The sequence below is a fragment of the Sporosarcina highlanderae genome, assembly GCF_030433715.1.
In the GTDB taxonomy this organism is placed as follows: Bacteria; Bacillota; Bacilli; order Bacillales_A; family Planococcaceae; genus Sporosarcina; species Sporosarcina highlanderae.
In genome coordinates this window covers 88,965-110,771 of sequence record NZ_JAROCC010000010.1, presented here as the reverse complement: position 1 = coordinate 110,771, position 21,807 = coordinate 88,965, and the positions used below count along the sequence as shown (strand labels likewise).

Below are 21,807 nucleotides of genomic sequence, written 5' to 3'. Positions count from 1 at the left end.
GATTGATTTTAATGAAATTCGAAATGACTGAAAACGGTTTTGAGACGGAGACAACATTCGGCAAACTGCAGATTTCTGCGAATGATGAGTTCGGATTCAGACCTTATCAATTGCTTGTCTCTTCTATTGCAGTATGTACTGGTGGTGTGTTACGTAAAATCCTTGAAAGGAAAAGAATGCCTGCCAATCATATTGCTATTGAGGTTAAGGAAGTTAAGCGGAATGAGGAAGTCGCAAACAGGGTCGAAAAGATCCATTTGCATTTTGTAATTGATGGGGAAAAAATTGAAGATGATAAAATGGAGAAGATTTTGGAAGTGACTGAGAAGAACTGCTCAATGTTCCAATCAGTAAAGGATTCCATTCACGTCGTCAATACCTATGAGTTCGTCTAATGTAAACTAATAAAAGCCCAGTCCATATCTGATTTCAGATACCAACTGGGCTTTTACGTATGAAAAGATCCTTCACTATCATTTTGCATATAAATCGTAGGCGTCGAACGGGTTAGCCGTTAAACGTTCACGGATCCCCTCCCTTAACTAAGGATTCGATTCGTCTCTACACTACGGCCTCCTTTTCTTATTGATTATCCTTAGTATACCATGATATTCGCCTATTGCAAATATTTTGTTTAGGGGAATTTTCTATTCATTCAATTTAGTCACTCTAACATTGAAAAATTGCCATATATCATATACGATGATACTGATGAAAAGAGGTGTACTTCTTGGAAAAACGACAAAGTGGACAAGTTGATGAATTAAAAAATCGCCTTCATCAATTTTTAGAAAAACTTGAGTCAATCGAGCCGGAAACAACAGACCTCGATGAAATCGACCAACTCATTCGATTGATTGATGAGTTAGAAGACCAAATGAATAAAATAAAAAAAGATCAATGATTCCTTAGGGGGAAATAAGAATGTACATAGAACAAGTTGAAAAAAGTATAGTTGAACAGCTTGAAAAAAGTATGTATGACCTCGTATGTGAAACATCAACAAACCTTCCAAAAGACGTCCGTCGTGCAGTCAAAGCGGCACGTGAAAAGGAAGATGCTGGAACTCGCGCAGCAATGAGTCTTGATACGATCGCAAAGAACATCAATATGGCAGATGATAAGCTATCCCCGATTTGTCAGGATACTGGACTGCCAACATTCAAAATTAAAACGCCGATTGGTATCAATCAACTCGAGATTAAAGCTGCTATTAAACGTGCACTTGTCCAAGCTACAAAAGATGGAAAACTTAGACCGAATGCTGTTGACTCATTAACTGGCGAAAACAGCGGAGATAACCTTGGTGAAGGTATTCCAGTCATGAAATTCGAGCAATGGGAAAACGATCATATAGAAGTGAAGCTGATCCTAAAGGGTGGCGGCTGTGAGAATAAAAATATCCAATATAGCTTGCCAACTGAATTGGAAGGCCTTGGTAGAGCTGGACGCGACTTGGATGGTATCCGAAAATGTATCCTCCACTCCGTCTATCAAGCTCAAGGACAAGGTTGTTCAGCAGGTTTCATCGGTGTCGGAATCGGTGGCGACCGTGCTTCTGGTTATGACCTTGCGAAAGAACAGCTTTTCCGTGGTTTGGATGACGTAAACCCAAATCCTGATTTAGCAAAATTGGAATCCTATATTTTGGAATCTGCAAATAAATTAGGCATCGGGACTATGGGCTTTGGCGGAGAAGCAACATTATTAGGTTGTAAAGTCGGTATCATGCATAGACTTCCAGCAAGCTTTTTCGTTTCAGTAGCGTATAATTGCTGGGCATATCGTCGAATGGCAGTTGATATTAATCCCGAAACTGGAGACATAACAAAATGGCATTATGACGACGGCGAGAAATTGAAGTTCGATCAAGGCGAACAACAGGAAGAGGTAAAACAGTCATCCCGAACTGTTGAGTTGACTGCACCAATATCGGAAGAACAAATCCGTGATTTACGCGTTGGAGATGTTGTCAAAATAAGTGGCCGTATGTATACGGGCCGGGATGCAATTCATAAACATCTTTCTGAAAATGATTCACCAGTCGATTTGAATGGTCAAATCATCTATCATTGCGGCCCAGTCGTTTTGAAAAATGAAGATGGCGGCTATGAGATCAAAGCAGCTGGCCCAACGACTTCCATTCGTGAAGAACCGTACCAGGGAGATATTATGAAGAAATTCGGTGTCCGTGCTGTTATCGGAAAAGGCGGTATGGGACCAAAAACCCTTGCTGCCCTTCAAGAACACGGTGGTGTCTATTTGAATGCGATTGGCGGAGCTGCTCAATATTACGCGGATTGCATAAAAGCTGTTGAAGGTGTCGACCTTCTACAATTCGGTATTCCTGAAGCGATGTGGCATTTACGAGTCGAAGACTTTACTGCTGTCGTAACAATGGATTCACACGGAAACAGCCTTCACGCGGATGTTGACAAGTCATCGCTTGAAAAATTAGCCCAATTCAAAGAAAAAGTGTTCAGCTAATACTTTATATATTAAAAGTAGAGTGAGAGAATGCCCAAAATTCTCCCACTCTACTTTTTTATTTATATTCTGACAAAATTCGAGTTTCACTTTTCCTCCTTAAATGGTATACTGTAAATTATAATGATTATTATGTGATAATTAATATCTAATTGAATTTGATATTCATTATCAATAAGGAGGGTTTTAATTGACAACTGAGACGAATGAGATTCAACATGAACCGTTAAAGTGGCTAACACATATTGAGCTTGTTGCGGCGATTCTGTCAGGGGTCTTGATTTTGACTGCTTGGTTTATAGGAAAAGACGGATCACAAACGGTATCCATCACCCTTTATATTATCGCTTTTCTCATTGGCGGTTTTGCGAAAGCCAAGGAAGGAATTGAGGATACGATTGCTGATCGGCAGTTAAATGTGGAAATGCTGATGGTATTTGCCGCAATTGGATCTGCTATTATCGGCTACTGGGCTGAAGGTGCGATTCTAATATTCATTTTCGCGATTAGTGGAGCACTTGAAACGTACACGTTGAATAAAAGCCATAAGGAAATATCTGCACTTATGGAATTGCAGCCCGAAGTGGCGTGGCTTATCAATGACGACGGGTCAACTGTAAGCGTAGCGACCTCTTCCCTTTCAGTCGGGGCAAGGATCCTTGTTAAACCTGGTGAGCGAGTCCCAGTCGATGGGGTAATTTTACAAGGTACGACGGCAATCGACATGTCAGCGATCAATGGTGAATCAGTTCCTGTAACTAGAGAAGTGAACGATGAATTATTTGCGGGTACCGTCAATCTAAGCGGTTCTATCCAGATGGAAATGACGAAACCAAGTTCGGAGACCTTATTCCAAAAAATCATCACTCTCGTCCAGAATGCGCAAAGCGAAAAATCACCATCTCAGCAATTCATCGAGAAATTTGAAGGAACGTATGTTAAGATTGTCATTTTCGCTGTAATCGTAATGATGTTCCTGCCTCATTATCTGTTTGCATGGGACTGGACAACGACGTTCTATCGTGCGATTGTCCTGTTGGTTGTAGCTTCCCCCTGCGCCTTAGTCGCGTCAATCATGCCTGCCACATTGGCAGCTGTTTCGAATGGTGCAAAGCGAGGTGTCCTTTTTAAAGGGGGTATCCATCTTGAACATTTAGGTTCTTTAAAAGCTATCGCTTTTGACAAAACGGGCACATTGACTTCCGGGAAACCAGTAGTCACTGATTTTGTACTCCGAGAAGGCGAAGATGTTAACAGTTCCCTTGCCATGCTATCCAGTATTGAGGCCCAATCGAACCACCCTTTGGCAATTGCGATTGTAAAATATGCTGAAGAACAAGGGGTTTCCAATCGGGATAATCCACAGATAGAGGATGTACCTGGATATGGCATTCGTGCATTTACTAATTCTGGAGAAATATTAGTGGGTAATCCAAGATTTGTAGGGAAAGAATTAATTGATGAGTTCCATCCGGGGATTGTTCAACAACTTTCCGATGAAGGAAAAACTGTTGTTTTCATGAAGGATGAAAAAGGGATCCTTGCAGTAATCGCATTGAAAGATACGTTACGTCCAGAAGCTGTTCAGGCGATAAAGGATTTGAAACAATTAGGGATTCAATCCATCATGCTTACAGGTGACAATGAAAAGACAGCTAAAGCCATTGCGGCGGAGGCTGGATTAGATAGATTCGTGGCCGAATGTCTTCCTGAAAAAAAGGTTGAGGAATTGAAGGGACTCCTTGCCGAATACGGAGAAGTCGGAATGGTCGGGGATGGCATTAATGATGCCCCTGCACTTGCGACAGCCACTTCCGGGATCGCAATGGGTGAAGGTACCGATGTGGCTTTGGAGACGGCGGATGTCGTGCTGATGCAAAATGATTTGACACGTATTTCATACGCAGTAAAGGTTTCGAGGAAAATGCAAAGAATCGTAAAACAAAACGTTTTCTTCTCGATTGCCGTCATCGCAGTTCTTATTGTCTCGAACTTTATGCAAGTCGTGGATCTACCACTCGGCGTAATCGGTCACGAAGGAAGTACAATTTTAGTCATTTTGAACGGATTGCGTTTATTAAATAATGTGAAATGAATCTCTCCACATACGAAAAAAGCAATGCTGGTTTATCCTACCGCATTGCTTTTTTCTTTTGCAGTTTTCAATTGTTTCCTTTCTGTCATAACCGCATTCAACTGGCCGCCAAGCATTAAGATAATAGCGGAAAAGTATAGCCAGAGCATAAGTACGATAATCGCCCCAATGCTTCCATATGTCTTGGAATAATTGCCAAAGCTTCCAACGTAAAAAGAGAATGCTAATGACGTAAGAATCCAGCCCACAGTAGCAAATAGCGCACCTGGGATTGCACTTTTTAAACGGATTTTCAAATTAGGTACAGCCCAATAGAGTACTGTGAATACAAGGAAGATTAAAACTGGCGGAATACTCCAGCGCAAATTCCCCCATAACTTCATAAATCCTTCTTCCATTCCAAAGTAAGAAAAAGCCAAATATCCGACCTGCTCACCGAAAATAGGTAAAAGCAAAGCAATAATCAATACACCGATCAATGCTATCGTGAAAATGACAGACATTGACCTCGCGACGATGAATGAACGTGTCTCTTCTACAAAATAAGAATGGTTCAGTGCCTTTGTGAGTGCATTCATACCCTTAGAAGCAGACCATATTGTCGCCAATGCACCAATAGATAATAGCCCGCCATTCCGATTTGCCAATATCTCTTGAAGTGTATCCCGAATAAGTTTAAAAACACTTTCCGGTGCATAATCTCTAATGAATAAGAACACTTGGTTTTCATCAATATTTAAAAAGGGCAACAGCGTTATCAAAAAGATTAATAGAGGAAATAATGACAATAGGAAAAAGAAGGCTAACTGAGAGCCTAAACCGGTGATGTCTACTTTTTTTATCCTGACTAACAGCTCTTTCCAAAATCCTGCTGTCGTCGTCACATCAAATTTTTCAAGATCACCGTTATTCAAATCACCAATGAATTTCATGATGTATGAATTCTTTATAAAACCATTCTTTTCCCTGTTAACTTTTTCAGTTTCATCATTTCCCTTTTGAGACTGTGTTGCTTTCGGAGTAAATTGGTCTCTGTCGCTCACATCGAACTCACTCCTTTCAGGACTTATATCTTTTTTGCTTCAGCACCTACTTTTTGCTCGTTAACAATTTCTTTGTATTCCTCTTTCGACTCAACAAATGCCTCTTTCGTGTCAACGACTAACTCCTTTACTTGTGGAGTTAGTGCTTTTAATTCTTGTACTTGGGTTTTAATATATGCAGCATCGCCTGAGAGTTGTTCATAGATCGACATATATTTATCTTTTTGTTGCTGTAGTTTCTCTTTTAGAACATCCGGGTTTTTCGAATAATATTTTGCCTGGTAAACCATATTACCTGTTTTACCTTTAACATGCCGTCGGGTACTCCGATCACATAAACTTATAATTCCACCCAAAACTGCCCCGACCAGGATAAACCTTCCAAATTTGCTATTCCCCACATAAATACCCTCCATAACTTTCTAATTTGCTTATATTATTATACCCCTCACCAATAAAAACAAACAATATTGCTGAAAATGAAAAATAGGTCTTGACTAATGAGTAAAAGTTTCGGAATATTAACAATAACACTATTGATTCCCAATAGTCCAATGAGTTTGATAGAAGGGAGAGACGGCGGAAGCTATAAGAGCGGGAGTGGAAAGGGAAATGGAAAGGGATAGGAACAGAGATTAAAAACAAGGGGGTAAAAGTATGGAAGTAATGGATGCAATTACTGGCTTTTTAGACAAGGCCGGTGGATTTGTTTGGGGGCCACCTCTTCTTATCTTGTTAGTGGGAACCGGTATCTATTTGACAGCAAGGCTCGGATTTATACAAGTACGGTTATTGCCTTATTCATTAAAACAAGTTTTTTCTCGTAAACATGATAAAAAAGCAGATGGGGATATTTCACAGTTCCAGGCACTGATGACCGCCATGGCAGCAACAGTGGGTGTAGGTAATATCGTCGGTGTCGCCACAGCTGTCTACATGGGTGGACCGGGAGCAGTCTTCTGGATGTGGCTCGCTGGATTCTTCGGTATGGCTACAAAATACGGGGAAGCCATCCTTGCTGTCAAGTATCGCGTCAAGGATTCCAAAGGTGAAATGGCCGGTGGACCAATGTACTATTTGGAACACGGCTTGAAACAAAAATGGCTTGGTGTCCTTTTTGCTATATTTGGTGCACTTGCCGCATTCGGTATTGGAAATGGTACACAATCGAAAGCAGTAGCGGATGTCATGAACAGCACATTCAACGTGCCTCACTGGATTTCAGGGCTCGCACTTCTGATTTTCGGAGGACTCGTAATTCTTGGAGGCATCAAATCGATCGGTCGGGTTACTGCATTCTTCGTACCAATCATGGCACTCTTCTACTTTATTGCGGGTGCAATTGTCATGATTATGAATATCCATTTAGTGCCTGAAGCGTTCGCTACTATTTTCAAATTTGCATTTACAGGGGAAGCTGCTGTAGGAGGTGCAATTGGTGCGGCCATCCGTTTCGGGGTTGCTCGTGGTCTTTTCTCGAACGAAGCGGGTCTTGGTTCTGCTCCGATTGCTGCCGCAGCAGCAAAAACAGACATGCCTGGACGCCAAGCGCTAATTTCGATGACACAAGTTTTCTTTGATACACTTGTAATTTGTTCAATTACAGGAGTAACAATCGTCATGTCTGGCCAATGGAAAGATAAATCAATTGGTGCCGGTTCATTGACTGCCGAAGCTTTCGGTGAATTCTTAGGTGGAGCTGGGCCAATCATCGTTGCAATTGGTATCATTTTCTTCGCTTCTTCCACTATTCTTGGATGGGGTTATTATGGTGAAAAATGTTTCCAATACCTATTCCCTAAGAATGGGGCAGTTTTAGGATACCGTATTGCATTCGTTGCATTCATCATTGTAGGTTCTTTAGTATCTCTAGACGTAGTTTGGGCTCTTGCAGACGTCTTGAACGGCTTGATGGCAATCCCGAACTTGATTGGCCTTCTTGGATTGTCTGGTGTCATCATCATGGAAACTAAACGATTCAAAGCGAAGATTGAAGAAGAAAAGGAAGCTGAAAAGCTTGGAAAAGCGGTTGACACTACAGCTAAATAATGCAATGATTAGTCCGACGATAGTGAAGGGCGGACTATATTATGGATTTAACTCAACCAACAGCCGAAAATGTTTCGTATATGATTGAAAAAATCAAAGAGAAGCTAAGAATGGTAAACGTAGATGCCATGAAGGCGGATAACTTCGATACTGAACGTTATGAAGACTTGGTTTACATGTATGAGATGGTCATGAAACGAGATACGATCACTCCAAACGAAATGCAAGCCATAGCTGCTGAACTTGGATCGTTACGTAAATAATGTGAAAAAGCTGATGTGCATAAAACAATGCGCATCAGCTTTTTTTATGTTATTCAACCGATGTCCCATCTTTAAGCACAAGAGGCTGTACAAGGACTTCCACTCGACGGTTCTTACTTCTCCCCTCGGCAGAATCGTTTGATGCAACCGGCTTATTTTCACCATATCCTTTGGCGCTGAAAAGTTGGGGATCAAGATTATTCGTATCAATTAAGATTTTCAAAAAGTTGATGGCACGCATCATACTCAGTTCCCAGTTCGAAGGAAATTCGGCACTGTTTATTGGGACATTATCCGTATGCCCTGTAACGACTATCTGCCTGGGCTCTTCAAATTTGAGGAGACTGCCAATATCCTTTGCCATTTTGGAATACTCCGGTTTAATCGTTGCTTTACCTGACTCAAATAGAATGCTATCGCGTATCGTAATAAGGAGACCTTCCTCAATCAATTGGGTTTGGAATTGATTTTCCAATTCATTTACCGCTATATAGTCATCGATTGCAGACTGTATTTCCTCAAGTGACTGCTGATCCTCCAGGTAGGCTGAGTTTTCATTGCCTTGATCCCCCTTCGTATCTATGGAAGGAGTCGGAGTCGGTGATGGACTTTGCATAACGCCTGTCCCACCATCAAATATTTCACTAAAAATGGCAGACATCTTACTTAATTTTTTTTCGTCCACTGAACTTGATGCAAATAAAACAATAAATAACGCCAAAAGCAGAGTTAGTAAATCCGCGTACGGCAAAAGCCAGGATTCATCAATATGGCCATCATCTTTTTTTTTCTTACGTTTCCTCGACAAATTGGCCCTCCCCCTTGTCGCGATTATTTTCTTCAGCGAATTTTATCCGATCTTCCAATGATAGATAGGAAATTAGTTTTTGTTCTATCGTGCGTGGTGCTTCACCTTCAAGAACAGATAGGATCCCCTCAATCATCATCATCTTTTGTCGTGTTTCTTCCTTCGATTTTCGTTTTAATTTATTGGCAAATGGATGCCATAGTACATACCCAGTGAAAATCCCCAACAACGTCGCGACAAATGCTGCGGATATTGCATACCCAAGTGCTTCGATATCATTCATATCCTTTAGTGCTGCGATCAATCCTACAACTGCACCTAATACACCAAGCGTTGGGGCATATGTACCGGCCTGACTGAATATAAGGGCGCCAGCCGTATGCCTTTCCTCCATTGCATCCACTTCTTCGGTAAGGACATCACGTATATAATCAGCGTTTTGGCCATCTATAGCGAGGTCAAGTCCATTTTTCAAGAAAGGGTCTACAATTTCATCAGTTTGTGCTTCCAACGACAATAAGCCTTCACGTCTTGCAATATCGGCCCATTTGGAAAACATCCGTATCAGATCCGCATCGGAATTCAAATTTTGTTCTTTGAACAGAATACCGAATAATTTCGGCACCCTTTTTAATTCCTTCATTGGGAATGCAATGACAACAGCTGCAATCGTACCTGCAATGATAATAAGAATCGCAGCTGGATTAAGTAAATTATCCGGTGTTACGCCTTTCATCGCCATACCGACAAATAATGCGACTATACCAAGAATAAGTCCAACAATGGTTGATAAATCCATATTCGTACCCCCGTCTTCTCTTCTTCTTCTTATTTCGACATAATCATACAATACTTTAGGTCTTTAATAATAAATCCTATTTATAATTAAAAATAATTAAAGAATGATAATCCAATATAGATGAAATCTTTGAAGAATTATCTTTGCCTGTTTTATTACACTGGAGTACTATTAATACATAAGGATGAAGGAGGTTTTTTATTTGTTGTCATTTGAAGAGAAATTGGAAAAATACGCAAGTTTAATTGTAGAAGTCGGTTCGAATATCCAAAAGGACCAAACGCTTTACATAAGCGCATCCATTGAAACAGCAGAACTTGTCAGAAAAGTGGCTGACAAAGCATACGATTTAGGAGCTCGTCATGTTATCGTCGATTGGGCAGATGAAGAGCTATTAAAATTACGTTATAAAAAAGCACCTGCTGAATCCTTCTCAGATTTCCCTGAGTGGAAAGTGATGGAACGTGAAAAATTGGCTGAAGGTGGAGCTGCATTCATCAGCATCGTTTCACAAAGTCCCGATTTACTAAAAGGAATTGATCCTTCACGTATTGCTGATTCCCAAAAGGCTGCCGGTAAAGCACTTAGCAATTATCGTAAAATGATGCAAGCAGACCGTTTCAGCTGGTCTGTCATCGCAGCACCTTCAAAAGCATGGGCTGCAAAAATGTTCCCTGAACTTGAGGAAGGCGAACAAGTGCCTGCTCTATGGGAAGCCATTTTCAAAGCGGTTCGAGCAGATCAGGAAAATCCAGTTGCAGCATGGAAAGAGCTTGATAAAACACTGAATGAAAAAGCTGATTACTTGAATAAAAAAGCATATGCAACATTGCAATACAGAGCGCCAGGCACGAATCTGACAATTGATTTGCCAAAAGGACATATTTGGTGCGGTGGAGGCAGTGTCAATGTTGACGGTAATGCTTTCATGGCCAATATGCCGACTGAAGAAGTATTCACAGTTCCCCATAAAGACGGAGTGAATGGCTATGTTAAAAATACGAAGCCACTTAGCTACGGCGGCAATATTATCGACGATTTCACAGTGACTTTCAAAGACGGAAGAATTACGGAAATCAGTGCGGGACAAGGTGAAGAGGTTCTTCAACGTCTAATCGATACGGACGAAGGTGCTAAGCATCTTGGTGAAGTGGCACTCGTTCCTCATGCTTCTCCAATTTCAGAGTCAGGTCTGCTTTTCTACAATACTTTGTTCGATGAAAATGCATCCAATCACCTTGCAATCGGCAGTGCTTACTCCTTCTGTTTGGAAGGCGGAAAGACAATGTCTACTGAAGACTTGGAAAAACACGGTCTAAACCAAAGCATTACACACGTTGACTTCATGATTGGCTCAGACCAAATGGATATCGACGGTATTTTACCTGATGGAACTGTTGAACCCGTCTTCCGCAATGGTAATTGGGCATTCTAATATCCGTCACAATTAAATTAAAAACTGCTCTTTAAAAAATAGAGATTTATAGTATAATGGATGTATCATTATCATTCATTTATAGAGAGGGGTCTAATTATGGGATTGATGTTCACTACAGTAATCGGTTATTCTGTTGTCCTTGCAATTGCCGCATTATTCACTATGCACTTCCTAGGAAAGGCCTTGGATTCTTCTGACTCGGAAAGAATCGATCCTAAGCCGGATGTAAAATAAATATTGAAAAAGGGGTTGCCACTTGGCAGCCCCTTTTTTTTTATGTAAACTATTTTAAAGGCAAAAATCTGGAGGTGCATATATGACAATCTTATCCGAAATCATCGATTTCAATAAAGACTTTGTACAAGAAGAGAAATTCAAAGAATATGAAACAACGAAATTTCCCGATAAGAAGATTGTTATACTTACTTGTATGGACACAAGACTAACCGAGCTACTTCCCAAAGCGATGAACTTAAAAAATGGCGATGCCAAAATCATCAAAAGTGCCGGTGCTATTGTCACGCATCCATTCGGAAGCGTAATGAGGAGTATCCTTGTTGCCATCTATCAATTACAGGCAGATGAGGTATATATTATTGGACACCATGACTGCGGTATGAGTTCAGTCGATACAAAATCTATTGTCCAGAGCATGGTAGAACGTGGAATTGATAAAAATCTGTTCACAACGTTGAAGTATTCAGGAATCGACATGAAAGAATGGTTGCGTGGCTTTAACGACGTTACAGAAAGTGTGAAGAGCAGTGTGGACCTGGTACGTAATCACCCGCTAATGGATCATAAGGTTCCCGTACACGGGCTTGTCGTTGATCCTCACACTGGTAAATTGGATATTATAACAAGCGGATATGAATATCTTGTCGAAAACTGATAGACATTTCCCGGGTAATAGATAATTACGCGCGTAGGATTTCCCTATGATGACAAAAGCGGAGGGCGCCCGCCAAGAGACGACAGGCATAAGGCAAAGATGCGACGTGGCGTGTTTTTGCCACATAGCAACTTTGACTTATGACCCCGAGGCTCTGGCGCCCGGAGCTGGATGAGACAAAAGCCGATTCTTCTAAGTGAAGAATCGGCTTTTTATAGTAACTAGTAGTTTCCGCCAGGCGGCCTTACCCTTTCAATAATCATCTGATAGGCATGCGTACATAAAATGATCTTCCCAAACACCATTAATGTATAAAAGCTTTCTAAGCAAGCCTTCACGTACGTATCCCGCATTTTCTAAGACTCGAACTGAGCCGATATTATTCGGGGAAACGAAAGCTTCAACCCGATGTAACAGCACAGTTTCGAACGCGAACTTTGTCACAATATTGACCGCTTCGGTCGCGAGCCCCCTGCCCGTTTCCCGTTCATCGATCGAATATCCGACAAAGCCGCTTGAAAAAGGTAGCCTTTTAATGCTGTAAAGAGAAATATGGCCTATTAACCTGCTTGTTTCGGCGTCAAAAATACCAAAATTATATTCACGCCGGTCTCTCATTTGATAGAGGGATTCCCTAATTTTATTTCGCTGAACAGAAACCGTATAATAGCCCGGATCATGTCGCGGCTCAAAAACCGTCCAATACTCTTTATTCGCTAAGAGCAGTTCAGTAAAAATGACGGCGTCTTCTTCTGTCAATACACGTAAATAACAAGTTCGCCCTTCAAGCAGAATCAATGCCTCTTCACCTTTCTTCGGAAGCTAATTTCAGGAACTCTTCGACATCTTTTACGCAAAGAGCTACACCTTTCGCCCAGAATTCTTCCTTAGTGATATCCTCACCAAGATGCTTCATAGCAAGGTCCTCAACAGACATGATAGCAGTGTCGCGTAATAATGCCAAATACTGCTGTTCAAACGATTCTCCTTCTGTAAGTGCCTTCGCATAGATGCTTAAGGAGAATAGGTAGCCGAACGTATACGGGAAATTATAGAATGGCGTACCTGTAATGTAGAAATGCAGCTTGGACGCCCAGAAATGCGGATGAGTCGAATCAAGCGCACCAGCATAAGCTTCGTTTTGTGCCTCTTCCATTAATTCATTCAGACGTGGTGCTGGAACTACTCCATTTTTACGTTCTTCATAGAAACGAGTTTCAAATAGGAAACGTGCATGGATATTCATGAAGAATGCCACACTTCGTTGGATTTTATCCTCAAGCAGAGCAAGTTTCTCTTCTTCTGTTTCAGCAGCTTTGACGGAAGCATCCGCAACAATCATTTCTGCAAATGTAGACGCTGTTTCCGCAACTCCCATCGCATATTGGCGATTCATATAATGCACTGGGCGTAATGCGTATGAATGGAAAGCGTGTCCTAATTCATGAGCAAGGGTAGCAACATTCGACATGGAACCGCTATATGTCATGAAAATTCGGGATTGTTCAGAAACCGGCATTCCTGTGCAGAAGCCTCCTGGACGTTTATCCGCACGATCTTCTGCCTCAATCCAGCTATCTTCGAACGCTTTACGGGAGAATGCCTCGAGTTCTGGACCAAATTTACCGAAGTGCTCAAGGATAAATTCCGCCCCTTCTTGATAAGACATTTCCTTTGTTGAAGATGTTACAGGCGCGCTCATGTCGTACCAATTAATCTTTTCATTTCCAAGCAAGTTTGCTTTGTATTTCAAAAAGTCGGCAAACGGTGCTTTATTGGCACTAATTGCCCCCCACATTGCATCCAACGTTTCTTGGCTCATTCTGTTACGCATTAGTGGCTCCATCAGGACATTATCCCAACCACGTTTTTCATAGATCGCCAAACGGAAGCCCGCCAAATGATTCAATGTAGAAGCAAAGAAGTCCTCTTTCGCTTTCCAAGCCTCTTCAAGCTTTTCAAATACTTCTTTACGAACTGCTGCATCCGGGTGAGAGCTTAAGTTATTCGCCTGGCCCACAGAAAGCTTCTTTTCTACGCCGTCAACAGTCATTTCAATTTTGATGTCGCCCACTAATTGATTGTAAAGTTGGCCCCATCCATTGTACCCGTCAACGCTTAATGCTGTTATCAGACTTTCTTCTTCTTCAGATAACTTCAATTTCACCTGATCGCGCCATTCGTTTAAAACAAACGCAAAAGGAGATAACTGTTCTGATTCCAATAATTCATTCCATACGTTTTCTTCTGCTTTTGTAATAGTTTGTTGGAATTTCAAAATTACTGTCGAATATCGTGCACCCAGTGAACCCATTTCAGATTGAAGAACGAGTGCTTTTTTGTCTTTAATATCAGCTGCAGTGAAGCAGCCGATAACAGCTCCCGCTTCTCTTAAATTTTTTCCGGTATTCGTGATTTCCTCTAAAATAGTTAAAACTTGAGCAGCATCGTCTTTGGATACCGGCGTCTGAGTTGAGTTAGCTAATTCTTCCAACGAACCAATTTGTACTTTTACCGCGTCAAGATGTTGACGAAGTTCCTCGGAAGCACTTCCACCTTTGAAAAATACGTCTAAATCCCATACTTGTGAATATTCTTCTTTTGTCTTCATTGAATGATTCCCCCTAATCATCTAAAAAATTTGTAATTTAGTGCTATTTCAATTATAACATGAATCTTCGGGATTCGAAATAATGGATTTGTGACGGAAATTTCATACTTTCCTTCGCATGATTCACAATTCCTATGTATACTGTTCAAAGGGAGGATTTATTATGTCTAGAATCATCATGATGAGCCTATCATTAATCGCAGTCATTGTACTGAATGTAATAGCAAGATTTTTTTCTTTGAATGGGTTTACGACTGGAGAAATTGCAAATAGGTTGCCTGTTCTCTTTATCCCTGCGGATTATGTGTTGCTCCTTTTGGGCATAGCAATGATCCTGCTGTTTAACTGGGTTATTAATTTCAATAAAGCGGGGCGAAAGTTAAGTTCCATATATCAAAATCGTGTCGTCTCACTTTTTATACTTTGTTGCATTTTGCACATTGCATGGATTTTTTTATGGCACTATGGTTTATTCTACTGGACAGTCGTTGTAAAAGGAGCACTTTTACTTTTGTTGCTCGTTTTTTACTTTTCCTATCCAAAAAGGGAAAACCGATTACTTGGAAGAGTTCCGTTCAGTCTGTTAATAGGATGGAGTGTCATCTCTACTATCACGAACCTGAGTTATACACTTATGATTAACGATTGGTCAGGGATGGGATTGAGCGATCCACTTTGGACAGTCATCTACTTAACTGTTGCTACTGCGTTCGCACTCCATTTTATGTATCATCACCGAGATTATGTGATGAATCTTGCCTTTGTTTGGGCATTTATCGGAATTGCCATTAAGAACGGGACGGAAGAGTTATTCATATCGGCGGCTGCCATTTTCTTATGTGCAACCATCATTACATGCATCTTCTTGTTCTCTGGAAGACAAATGGAAAATAAAAACAGAGTAGGCGCTTAGATTTTCAGCGCCTACTCCTTTTTTATGCCACCCTTTGAATAAGTCGTGGAGCTGTTGTGAATAACGGAACCGCCACAATTGCACAAAGTATGATTGAAGGAATCATATATGAGGCGTTATAAACGAGCGAATACAGCCATACCGGCTGATCACCAGCAAATTCGGCGAAAAAAACCACTCCACCGATAAAATGGGCAAGGAAACGTAATACTCCTCCAATGACCGTACCTATGACAATTGCCGAAACCATCGATCGTTTATTCCCTGCTTTTCTACTACTAAGCAACCAGCCTAATGTAACTGCCGCGAGCCCTACTAACGAATAAGCTACAAAATAATCGAGTGCGGCCTGGTAGATATTCAATACATATGCCCCACTAATTACTTGTAACAATCCGGTAATTAACCCTGTTAACATTCCACCTACTATTCCCCATCTGAATGCGATGACGATAATTGGCAGCATGGATAATGTGACAGATCCCCCTTGCGGCATCTTGAACACGACAAGCATATCCAAGACGAATGACAAGGCTCCAAAAATAGCAACCTCTAATAAAAACTGTAGACGTTTACGATCCAATTGAAATTCCTCCTCTTTTTTTGTCGGAGGGATATGGAAGATGAAAGATAAAAGGCAAAAGACTGCTTTATCTTGACGGCAACGAATAAAAGTTTTAAATCAGCCATACAAGGTTACATTTATAGCAGAGCCACTTTTCTTTACAATAAAAAACGACATCCCGGATAGAACCGAGACATCGTAAACTAAATGTCAGTTTCCATCCACATCCCTACGCAAGTATGAACTTACAGGTTCGAAGGGTCAGGACAGATGTCCAATCTCAGCCATTGAAGGCCCCCCTTGTGGTCGTGTAATTCAATTGTCGTATACATTGTATATGTTAAGGTACATAATAGCAAGACGATTCTATAAGTTTTTGAGAACAATGGGAGGTTTGCCAATGTCCAATAATAAACTACTTGCAGCATTATGTTATTTCAGTATCTTTTTCTCGCCTCTTCTTTTACCTGCCATCGTCTATTTCATAACGGATGATCACGAAGTAAAAGGTCATGCTAAACGTTCTCTTATTTCACATTTGGCGCCAGTTGTCTTGCTAATCGCCGGTTTCATTCTTTTTTCATTTTCAATGATTTCATATGAATCAAGAATACATACGATGATGACAGGACAATTCGACTTTTGGGGCTTGGCGCCTTTCCTATTCATGCTTTTGTACGGTCTCCTCTTTTTATTTGTCGTAATTTGGAATGTCTATCAAGGTGTAAAAGTACTGAAGTGATTTAAGCATACGGACCTTTTGGTTAGAATAGTTATGATATAATCGGTTGGAAAAGTATGTTTCGAAGAAGGGACCTGTAAATAATGATTGTTAAGAATAACGAAGAAATTGAAGCGTTGAAAAAAATTGGACGTATTGTTGCGGAAATCCGTGAGGCGATGAAGGAAGCAGCAGTGCCTGGCATTACAACGAAAGAGTTAGATGAGCTTGGGGGACGTCTTTTCGCTGAGCGTGGTGCTATTTCCGCTCCAATTGATCAGTACGAATTCCCAGGGTATACATGTATCAGTGTCAATCATGAAGTCGCTCATGGAATTCCAGGTTCACGTGTCATTCAAGACGGCGATCTTGTAAATATTGATGTTTCCGGATCGTATAATGGATATTTCGCGGATACAGGCATATCATTCGTTGTCGGTACGGCAGACGAAAAGAAGCAGTTGCTTTGTGATGTTGCGAAACGTGCTTTTGACCGTGCGATGACGAAAGTGAAGGCGGGCTCAAGTCTGAATCAAATCGGGAAAGCTGTTGAAAGAGAAGCGAAGGATAATGGGCTTAAAGTGATTAAGAATTTGACTGGGCATGGTATTGGTACTTCATTGCATGAGGAGCCGCAACATGTTTTGAATTATTATGATGCGTGGGATAAGACGCTGATGAAGGAAGGAATGGTATTGGCGGTTGAACCGTTCATTTCTGAGAAGGCTGAGCATATTATTGAGCTTGGTGATGGATGGACATTTGTTACGCCGGATAAATCCCTTGTTGCGCAAATTGAGCATACGATTATTGTGACGAAGGATGAGCCGATAATCCTGACACAACTATAAAACAAAAAAGGGCATGCCAATCCACTTTGAAATGGAGTTGGCATTGCCCTTTTTATCGTTTTTTCTTCGGTTTATTTGTCGTTGGTTTCTTTGTTGCTGGTTTTTGAGCGCTGACTGTTTTGGAGTTTCCTTCGGTCAGTTTACCCTTGTACCATACTTTCTGGACAGGTTTGAATCCTTTTGCAAGTTTTCGATAGGTACGTTCTTCTGGATATGAGAGTAATGCAAGGACTTCTCCATCCTCACCTGCACGTCCAGTACGTCCTGAGCGGTGTAAGTACTGCTCGATGGTATGTGGGACGTCGACATGGATGACATGGGTCAATCCTTGGATATCCAATCCTCTTGCGGCAAGATCTGTTGCGATTAAGATGCGGATATCGCCTTTCCGGAAGCTTTCCAATGTTTCTTGGCGTTCGAATTTTTTCATTGATGAATACAGTACTGCAACCGGAGCTTCGTTATATTGCAATTTAAATTCCTTCATTCGAAGCTGATCGACGTTGTTCATGAATGCAAGAGCCCTAATATTCGGCAGATGGGATAGACCACGTAGCAAATCTGTTTTATCACGGGCTTCCGTTTTCACAAATGAATGTACAACTTTTCCGGATAACGGCATATCCTCTACTGAAACTTGTAATCGGATCGGATCATTCATGAGCTTTTTCGCTACAATTTCAATTTCATCTGTAATGGTCGCGGATACAACAGCCACTTGTCGTTCTGCATTAGCAGCTTCGATTAAATCCTTAACGATTACCCTGTAGTCGCGGGAAAGAAGCTGATCTCCTTCGTCTAAAACGATATAGCGTATATCATTCATTTTTAAACGTTTCGCTTTGACGAGTTCGACTAAGCGACCAGGGGTTCCAACGACGATGGTTGGCTTTTTCTTCAATCGCTCAACCTGACGTTGCATATTTGCACCGCCAATTAGCTGAGTAACGGTGATAGTTGTCCCTTCCACCCAATCACGTATGACGTTGACAATTTGCATTGCTAATTCTTGCGACGGTGCCACGATCAATGCTTGTGTCTGCATTTTATCGCCATTTACCCGTTGGAGAATCGGCAATACATATGCCAATGTTTTTCCTGTTCCTGTTGGAGATTCCGCAACGACGTCCCTGCCATTGAGCAATTCGGGAATCATTTTAGTTTGTATCGGCGTTTCTTGTTCAAATTTCCACTTTTCCGTAAATACATCGTCCATTTTTTCCAAGAAGGACATTTCCATCCCTGCTTTCCTTATACCTTATCTCATAATGGACTGGATTCCATTTCATTTCAACATTTTTTTACAGAATAGGACTTCTTCTTGCCTTTGTTTTCTGTTCGAAAGCATATGCATACCCTATCAACTCTGGCTCAGAGTATGCTCGTCCACATATTGTAATACAAAAAGGCTCTCCTTCTTTCGTAAACGACGCAGGAACAGTGATTGCTGGATAACCCGCAGCAGCACTGAAGCTGCAGCCATGGTCTTGTGGAAACACTAGCATATCAATCCGATGTTCATCGAAAGCCCGATCAAGTGCCAATTCACCTGCAAGATGACGATTCCTTATTAACGCATTGATATAGGCGGGCTCCTTTAATGTTCCGCTTGTCCGATCCACTTTTTCCAACATGACTTGCCCATATTTAAGGGTTTCTTCCGAATGCTCCTTGTTGAAACGAATGATATCGGACAAGGTTCGCACAGGATTCGTCATAGGTGTCTTTCCAAGATACGCGTTTAATGCAGCCTTGAATTCATAAAGCAAGACATCATACCCTAAATCATCCTCCATCGTCCCCAAATCGATAGATTCAATAATTTCTGCGCCTAATGATTCCAGTTGAACAAGTACTTCATCGAACTGCGCCTTTCTTTCAGTCGTAATTTCACGTTCAAAAATGGAACGTGCAATACCGATTCTTTTACCTTTTAAGGAATTGGAATCCAACAAGGAAAGCCAGTCAATTCCCGCAAATCGATCGGATCCTTTCGTAATCGGATCATTGTGATCATACCCTACCATCTGGCCAAATGTTATCGCTGCATCCTCTACTGTCCGTGCCATCGGACCTGGGGTGTCCTGTGTGAAGGATAGCGGGATGATACCACTCCTGCTAATCGCACCTACTGTCGGTTTAATCCCGACAAGTGCATTTTGGGCGGAAGGATTAATAATCGAACCACTTGTTTCCGTTCCAATTGAAACAGCAGCCATATTCGCAGCGATTGCGGCAGCTGCACCTGAGCTTGATCCGCCAACATCGAATGGACCGTATGGATTATTCACTTGTCCTCCCCGGGAACTCCAGCCATTCCTCATCCGGTCAGACATGAAATTCGCCCATTCTGTCATATTCGTCTTGCCAAGAATCACCGCCCCCGCATCGCGTAATTTCTTTACTAAAAAGGCGTCTTTATCTGCAAAATAATCTTTCATTGCCAATGAGCCGCAGCTTGTATGCATATTATCTGCAGTATCCATACTATCTTTTAACAGCACAGGTATTCCATGCAAAAGGGAGCGCACGTTTCCGGAGCGCCTTTCATCATCGAGGGAGCGTGCTATTTGAAGTGCTTGTGGATTAATCTCAAGGATTGCATTAACCGCTTGATCTGTTTCTGAGATTCTTTGTAAATACATGATCACAAGCTCTTCTGAACTAAGTTCAAGGTCCCCCATCTTCTGTAGCATTTGCCTGATTGTCGCTTCTTTTAGCCATTCCCTGTTAGAGTTCTTTAATTTACTATTCAAATTCAATCCCCCCAATGATTCACTCTATTCTCATTGTATACTGTTTCAACAATTCATATAAAGAAAGCTCGTATAATTGTTTTCCATTTATTTTATAAACACCTTCATTCACAAGGTTCTCAATGATTGTGTTTCTTTTTGAATCGAACTGCTGGTTATGGTGTTGTTTCCTCATGCTGTAATTCCTCCTTGAGCTAGTCACTTATCTATTCCACTTCCTTCAATACTGTAAACTTCACTAAAAAAACCCAATTGCACGTATGCAATTAGGTTCATTCAGATTACCATTTATTGTCTTTATACTTACGATAGTAATTAATTTGTCTCATTAAGAGATAAAGTTTCCTTTTGAAGCTTTGATCCCTTTTATAGAATAGTGGATTGGCGTATTTGCCGGCTCTTAACAACTGCTTAATCTCTTTACGGATTTCTACATTGTCGACAAATTTCTTAAGCACAATTTTTGGAACGACTGTGAATAGGAACTTCTCATCCAGTAAGACTAACTTCTTTTCGACATTATAGATGAGATCATCGACAAAGTTTTTCGCCATATTATGACCGCAGGACGTTATATAATAACTTGAACGGCCTTGACGGATATTCACTTCAAACACTTTAAATTTGCCATCCCGATGATCATATTTCAAATCGAAATTGGCGTACCCTACATAATTGAGTGCCTCCAAGAAGCCCTTCAACTTCAACATCATTTCTTCATTGTATCTTGTAATGACAGCTGTGTAATTACCGATTGCAGTAGGTGTATGCTCTTGAAGCACTACTTGTCCAAAAGTGATCAGCTCGGTATTGCCTTTGCTGTTAATGTAAAAGACGGAGTCCCACATATACGTATCATCGCCCGGGATAAAGTCCTGGATGATCAAATCATCTTGATAGCCGCTTTTCTTAATCGTTTCAATGACTCTTTGAATTTCCTCATGTGAGTCGACTTTGTAAACTTTTTGCATACCTGAAAATGGATGTTTATAGTACTCTACGCCGTTGCTTGGTTTGATGATAACCGGGAACATGACTTCTTCTGTGAAACGGTCATCGTTTTTACATGAATAAAAATAAGTTGCTGGCGTATCAATTCCATGCTCTTCACAAAGCTGATAAAAATTCTTCTTCACAAGTAAATTATTTAAAAGTGGCTCATCTATATAATTGAACACAAAATCTTCGGCAAGGACATCACGATTCTCTATGATGAGACGGACATAAAGATCATTTGTGCCGATAAGCAGCAATTTCTTCTGCGGATTTTTGTACTTATTTGCTACTTGTTTTAAGATAGCTGGAAACTCTTTCTTTTCCCCAAGCTTCGGGAACAATTCAATCGCCCCGGGAATTGTACTTAAGCTTGTAAATGATAAAGATTCCTTTCCAACAAGGATTGGGTGTATCCCATACGCCTCGTGAAATGAAATTGCCATATTATATGCATTGATATCGGTTCCGACAATAATCGGGATAAATGGATTTGTCATAATTTCCTCCAACTGATTTACTC

The 21,807-nt window shown here is 41.1% G+C and carries 23 protein-coding genes and 1 riboswitch; of the genes, 12 read left to right on the top strand and 11 right to left on the bottom strand.

Going from position 1 to position 21,807, the window contains the following annotated elements; translation table 11 throughout:
* Positions 1 to 11: 11 nt before the first annotated feature.
* The 4 genes from P5G49_RS12970 (at position 12) to P5G49_RS12955 (ending at position 4,582) form a co-directional block, all read left to right on the top strand.
* Positions 12 to 395, top strand: a complete 384-nt coding sequence (locus tag P5G49_RS12970) for an OsmC family protein (RefSeq protein WP_301244377.1) — start codon at positions 12 to 14, stop codon at positions 393 to 395.
* A 335-nt stretch (positions 396 to 730) separates the two neighbouring features.
* Entirely contained in the window at positions 731 to 904 is a 174-nt protein-coding gene (locus tag P5G49_RS12965) for an SE1561 family protein (RefSeq protein ID WP_301244375.1), read from the top strand.
* Between the two features lie 20 nt (positions 905 to 924).
* Positions 925 to 2,487, top strand: a complete 1,563-nt coding sequence (locus P5G49_RS12960) for a fumarate hydratase (protein WP_301244373.1) — start codon at positions 925 to 927, stop codon at positions 2,485 to 2,487.
* A 190-nt stretch (positions 2,488 to 2,677) separates the two neighbouring features.
* The gene (locus tag P5G49_RS12955; RefSeq protein WP_301244371.1) at positions 2,678 to 4,582 is read left to right on the top strand and encodes a heavy metal translocating P-type ATPase; all 1,905 of its coding nucleotides are present in this window, start codon (positions 2,678 to 2,680) and stop codon (positions 4,580 to 4,582) included.
* A 32-nt stretch (positions 4,583 to 4,614) separates the two neighbouring features.
* Here the strand turns inward: P5G49_RS12955 and P5G49_RS12950 are convergent, their stop codons facing one another.
* Positions 4,615 to 5,625 (bottom strand): YihY/virulence factor BrkB family protein, encoded by a 1,011-nt coding sequence (locus tag P5G49_RS12950; RefSeq protein ID WP_363322186.1) that lies wholly within the window; start codon positions 5,623 to 5,625, stop codon positions 4,615 to 4,617.
* 23 nt (positions 5,626 to 5,648) lie between these two features.
* On the bottom strand, positions 5,649 to 6,026 hold the full coding sequence (locus P5G49_RS12945; protein ID WP_301244370.1) for a YtxH domain-containing protein: 378 nt from the start codon (positions 6,024 to 6,026) through the stop codon (positions 5,649 to 5,651).
* A gap of 265 nt (positions 6,027 to 6,291) precedes the next feature.
* Between P5G49_RS12945 and P5G49_RS12940 the strand changes: the two genes are divergently transcribed.
* Both P5G49_RS12940 and P5G49_RS12935 read left to right on the top strand, forming a co-directional pair.
* The gene (locus tag P5G49_RS12940; protein ID WP_301244429.1) at positions 6,292 to 7,674 is read left to right on the top strand and encodes an alanine/glycine:cation symporter family protein; all 1,383 of its coding nucleotides are present in this window, start codon (positions 6,292 to 6,294) and stop codon (positions 7,672 to 7,674) included.
* Between the two features lie 41 nt (positions 7,675 to 7,715).
* A complete protein-coding gene (locus tag P5G49_RS12935) occupies positions 7,716 to 7,937 on the top strand; it encodes a DUF1128 domain-containing protein (RefSeq protein ID WP_301244369.1) in 222 nt (73 codons plus the stop codon).
* A 49-nt stretch (positions 7,938 to 7,986) separates the two neighbouring features.
* Here P5G49_RS12935 and motB read toward each other — a convergent pair whose 3' ends face one another.
* The gene (gene motB / locus P5G49_RS12930; RefSeq protein ID WP_301244367.1) at positions 7,987 to 8,745 is read right to left on the bottom strand and encodes a flagellar motor protein MotB; all 759 of its coding nucleotides are present in this window, start codon (positions 8,743 to 8,745) and stop codon (positions 7,987 to 7,989) included.
* A complete protein-coding gene (gene motA, locus P5G49_RS12925) occupies positions 8,729 to 9,544 on the bottom strand; it encodes a flagellar motor stator protein MotA (protein WP_301244365.1) in 816 nt (271 codons plus the stop codon). Before motA ends, motB begins: the two co-directional genes overlap by 17 nt.
* A gap of 202 nt (positions 9,545 to 9,746) precedes the next feature.
* Here motA and P5G49_RS12920 point away from each other — a divergent pair, with 202 nt between their 5' ends.
* From P5G49_RS12920 to P5G49_RS12910, 3 genes are all read left to right on the top strand, one after another.
* Positions 9,747 to 10,979, top strand: a complete 1,233-nt coding sequence (locus P5G49_RS12920) for an aminopeptidase (RefSeq protein ID WP_301244363.1) — start codon at positions 9,747 to 9,749, stop codon at positions 10,977 to 10,979.
* Between the two features lie 99 nt (positions 10,980 to 11,078).
* Positions 11,079 to 11,216 (top strand): hypothetical protein, encoded by a 138-nt coding sequence (locus P5G49_RS12915; RefSeq protein WP_301244361.1) that lies wholly within the window; start codon positions 11,079 to 11,081, stop codon positions 11,214 to 11,216.
* Between the two features lie 82 nt (positions 11,217 to 11,298).
* The gene (locus P5G49_RS12910) at positions 11,299 to 11,874 is read left to right on the top strand and encodes a beta-class carbonic anhydrase (RefSeq protein ID WP_301244359.1); all 576 of its coding nucleotides are present in this window, start codon (positions 11,299 to 11,301) and stop codon (positions 11,872 to 11,874) included.
* A 252-nt stretch (positions 11,875 to 12,126) separates the two neighbouring features.
* Here the strand turns inward: P5G49_RS12910 and P5G49_RS12905 are convergent, their stop codons facing one another.
* Positions 12,127 to 12,672, bottom strand: a complete 546-nt coding sequence (locus P5G49_RS12905) for a GNAT family N-acetyltransferase (RefSeq protein WP_301244357.1) — start codon at positions 12,670 to 12,672, stop codon at positions 12,127 to 12,129.
* A 7-nt stretch (positions 12,673 to 12,679) separates the two neighbouring features.
* Positions 12,680 to 14,485: a M3 family oligoendopeptidase gene (locus P5G49_RS12900; protein ID WP_301244355.1), complete on the bottom strand. Its 1,806-nt coding sequence runs from the start codon at positions 14,483 to 14,485 to the stop codon at positions 12,680 to 12,682.
* A 163-nt stretch (positions 14,486 to 14,648) separates the two neighbouring features.
* On the opposite strand from P5G49_RS12900, the gene P5G49_RS12895 reads away from it, so the two are divergent.
* A complete protein-coding gene (locus P5G49_RS12895) occupies positions 14,649 to 15,398 on the top strand; it encodes a tryptophan-rich sensory protein (RefSeq protein ID WP_301244353.1) in 750 nt (249 codons plus the stop codon).
* A gap of 22 nt (positions 15,399 to 15,420) precedes the next feature.
* Here the strand turns inward: P5G49_RS12895 and thiT are convergent, their stop codons facing one another.
* Complete coding sequence (thiT, locus tag P5G49_RS12890) at positions 15,421 to 15,981, bottom strand: energy-coupled thiamine transporter ThiT (protein WP_301244351.1); 561 nt, start codon at positions 15,979 to 15,981, stop codon at positions 15,421 to 15,423.
* 191 nt (positions 15,982 to 16,172) lie between these two features.
* Positions 16,173 to 16,274, bottom strand: a riboswitch (TPP riboswitch).
* Between the two features lie 89 nt (positions 16,275 to 16,363).
* Here thiT and P5G49_RS12885 point away from each other — a divergent pair.
* Together P5G49_RS12885 and map are read left to right on the top strand one after the other, a co-directional pair.
* Positions 16,364 to 16,705 (top strand): magnetosome magnetite crystal formation protein family, encoded by a 342-nt coding sequence (locus P5G49_RS12885; RefSeq protein ID WP_301244349.1) that lies wholly within the window; start codon positions 16,364 to 16,366, stop codon positions 16,703 to 16,705.
* 83 nt (positions 16,706 to 16,788) lie between these two features.
* Positions 16,789 to 17,535 (top strand): type I methionyl aminopeptidase, encoded by a 747-nt coding sequence (gene map / locus P5G49_RS12880; RefSeq protein WP_301244347.1) that lies wholly within the window; start codon positions 16,789 to 16,791, stop codon positions 17,533 to 17,535.
* Between the two features lie 52 nt (positions 17,536 to 17,587).
* On the opposite strand, the gene P5G49_RS12875 is transcribed toward map, so the two are convergent.
* The 4 genes from P5G49_RS12875 to P5G49_RS12860 all read right to left on the bottom strand — a co-directional run bounded on the left by P5G49_RS12875 (position 17,588) and on the right by P5G49_RS12860 (position 21,784).
* On the bottom strand, positions 17,588 to 18,769 hold the full coding sequence (locus P5G49_RS12875) for a DEAD/DEAH box helicase (RefSeq protein ID WP_301244427.1): 1,182 nt from the start codon (positions 18,767 to 18,769) through the stop codon (positions 17,588 to 17,590).
* A gap of 67 nt (positions 18,770 to 18,836) precedes the next feature.
* Positions 18,837 to 20,291: an amidase family protein gene (locus tag P5G49_RS12870; protein ID WP_301244345.1), complete on the bottom strand. Its 1,455-nt coding sequence runs from the start codon at positions 20,289 to 20,291 to the stop codon at positions 18,837 to 18,839.
* Positions 20,292 to 20,310: 19 nt separating this feature from the next.
* A complete protein-coding gene (gene fbpA / locus P5G49_RS12865; protein WP_301244343.1) occupies positions 20,311 to 20,466 on the bottom strand; it encodes a Fur-regulated basic protein FbpA in 156 nt (51 codons plus the stop codon).
* 106 nt (positions 20,467 to 20,572) lie between these two features.
* Positions 20,573 to 21,784: a carboxylate--amine ligase gene (locus tag P5G49_RS12860; protein WP_301244342.1), complete on the bottom strand. Its 1,212-nt coding sequence runs from the start codon at positions 21,782 to 21,784 to the stop codon at positions 20,573 to 20,575.
* Positions 21,785 to 21,807 lie beyond the last annotated feature (23 nt).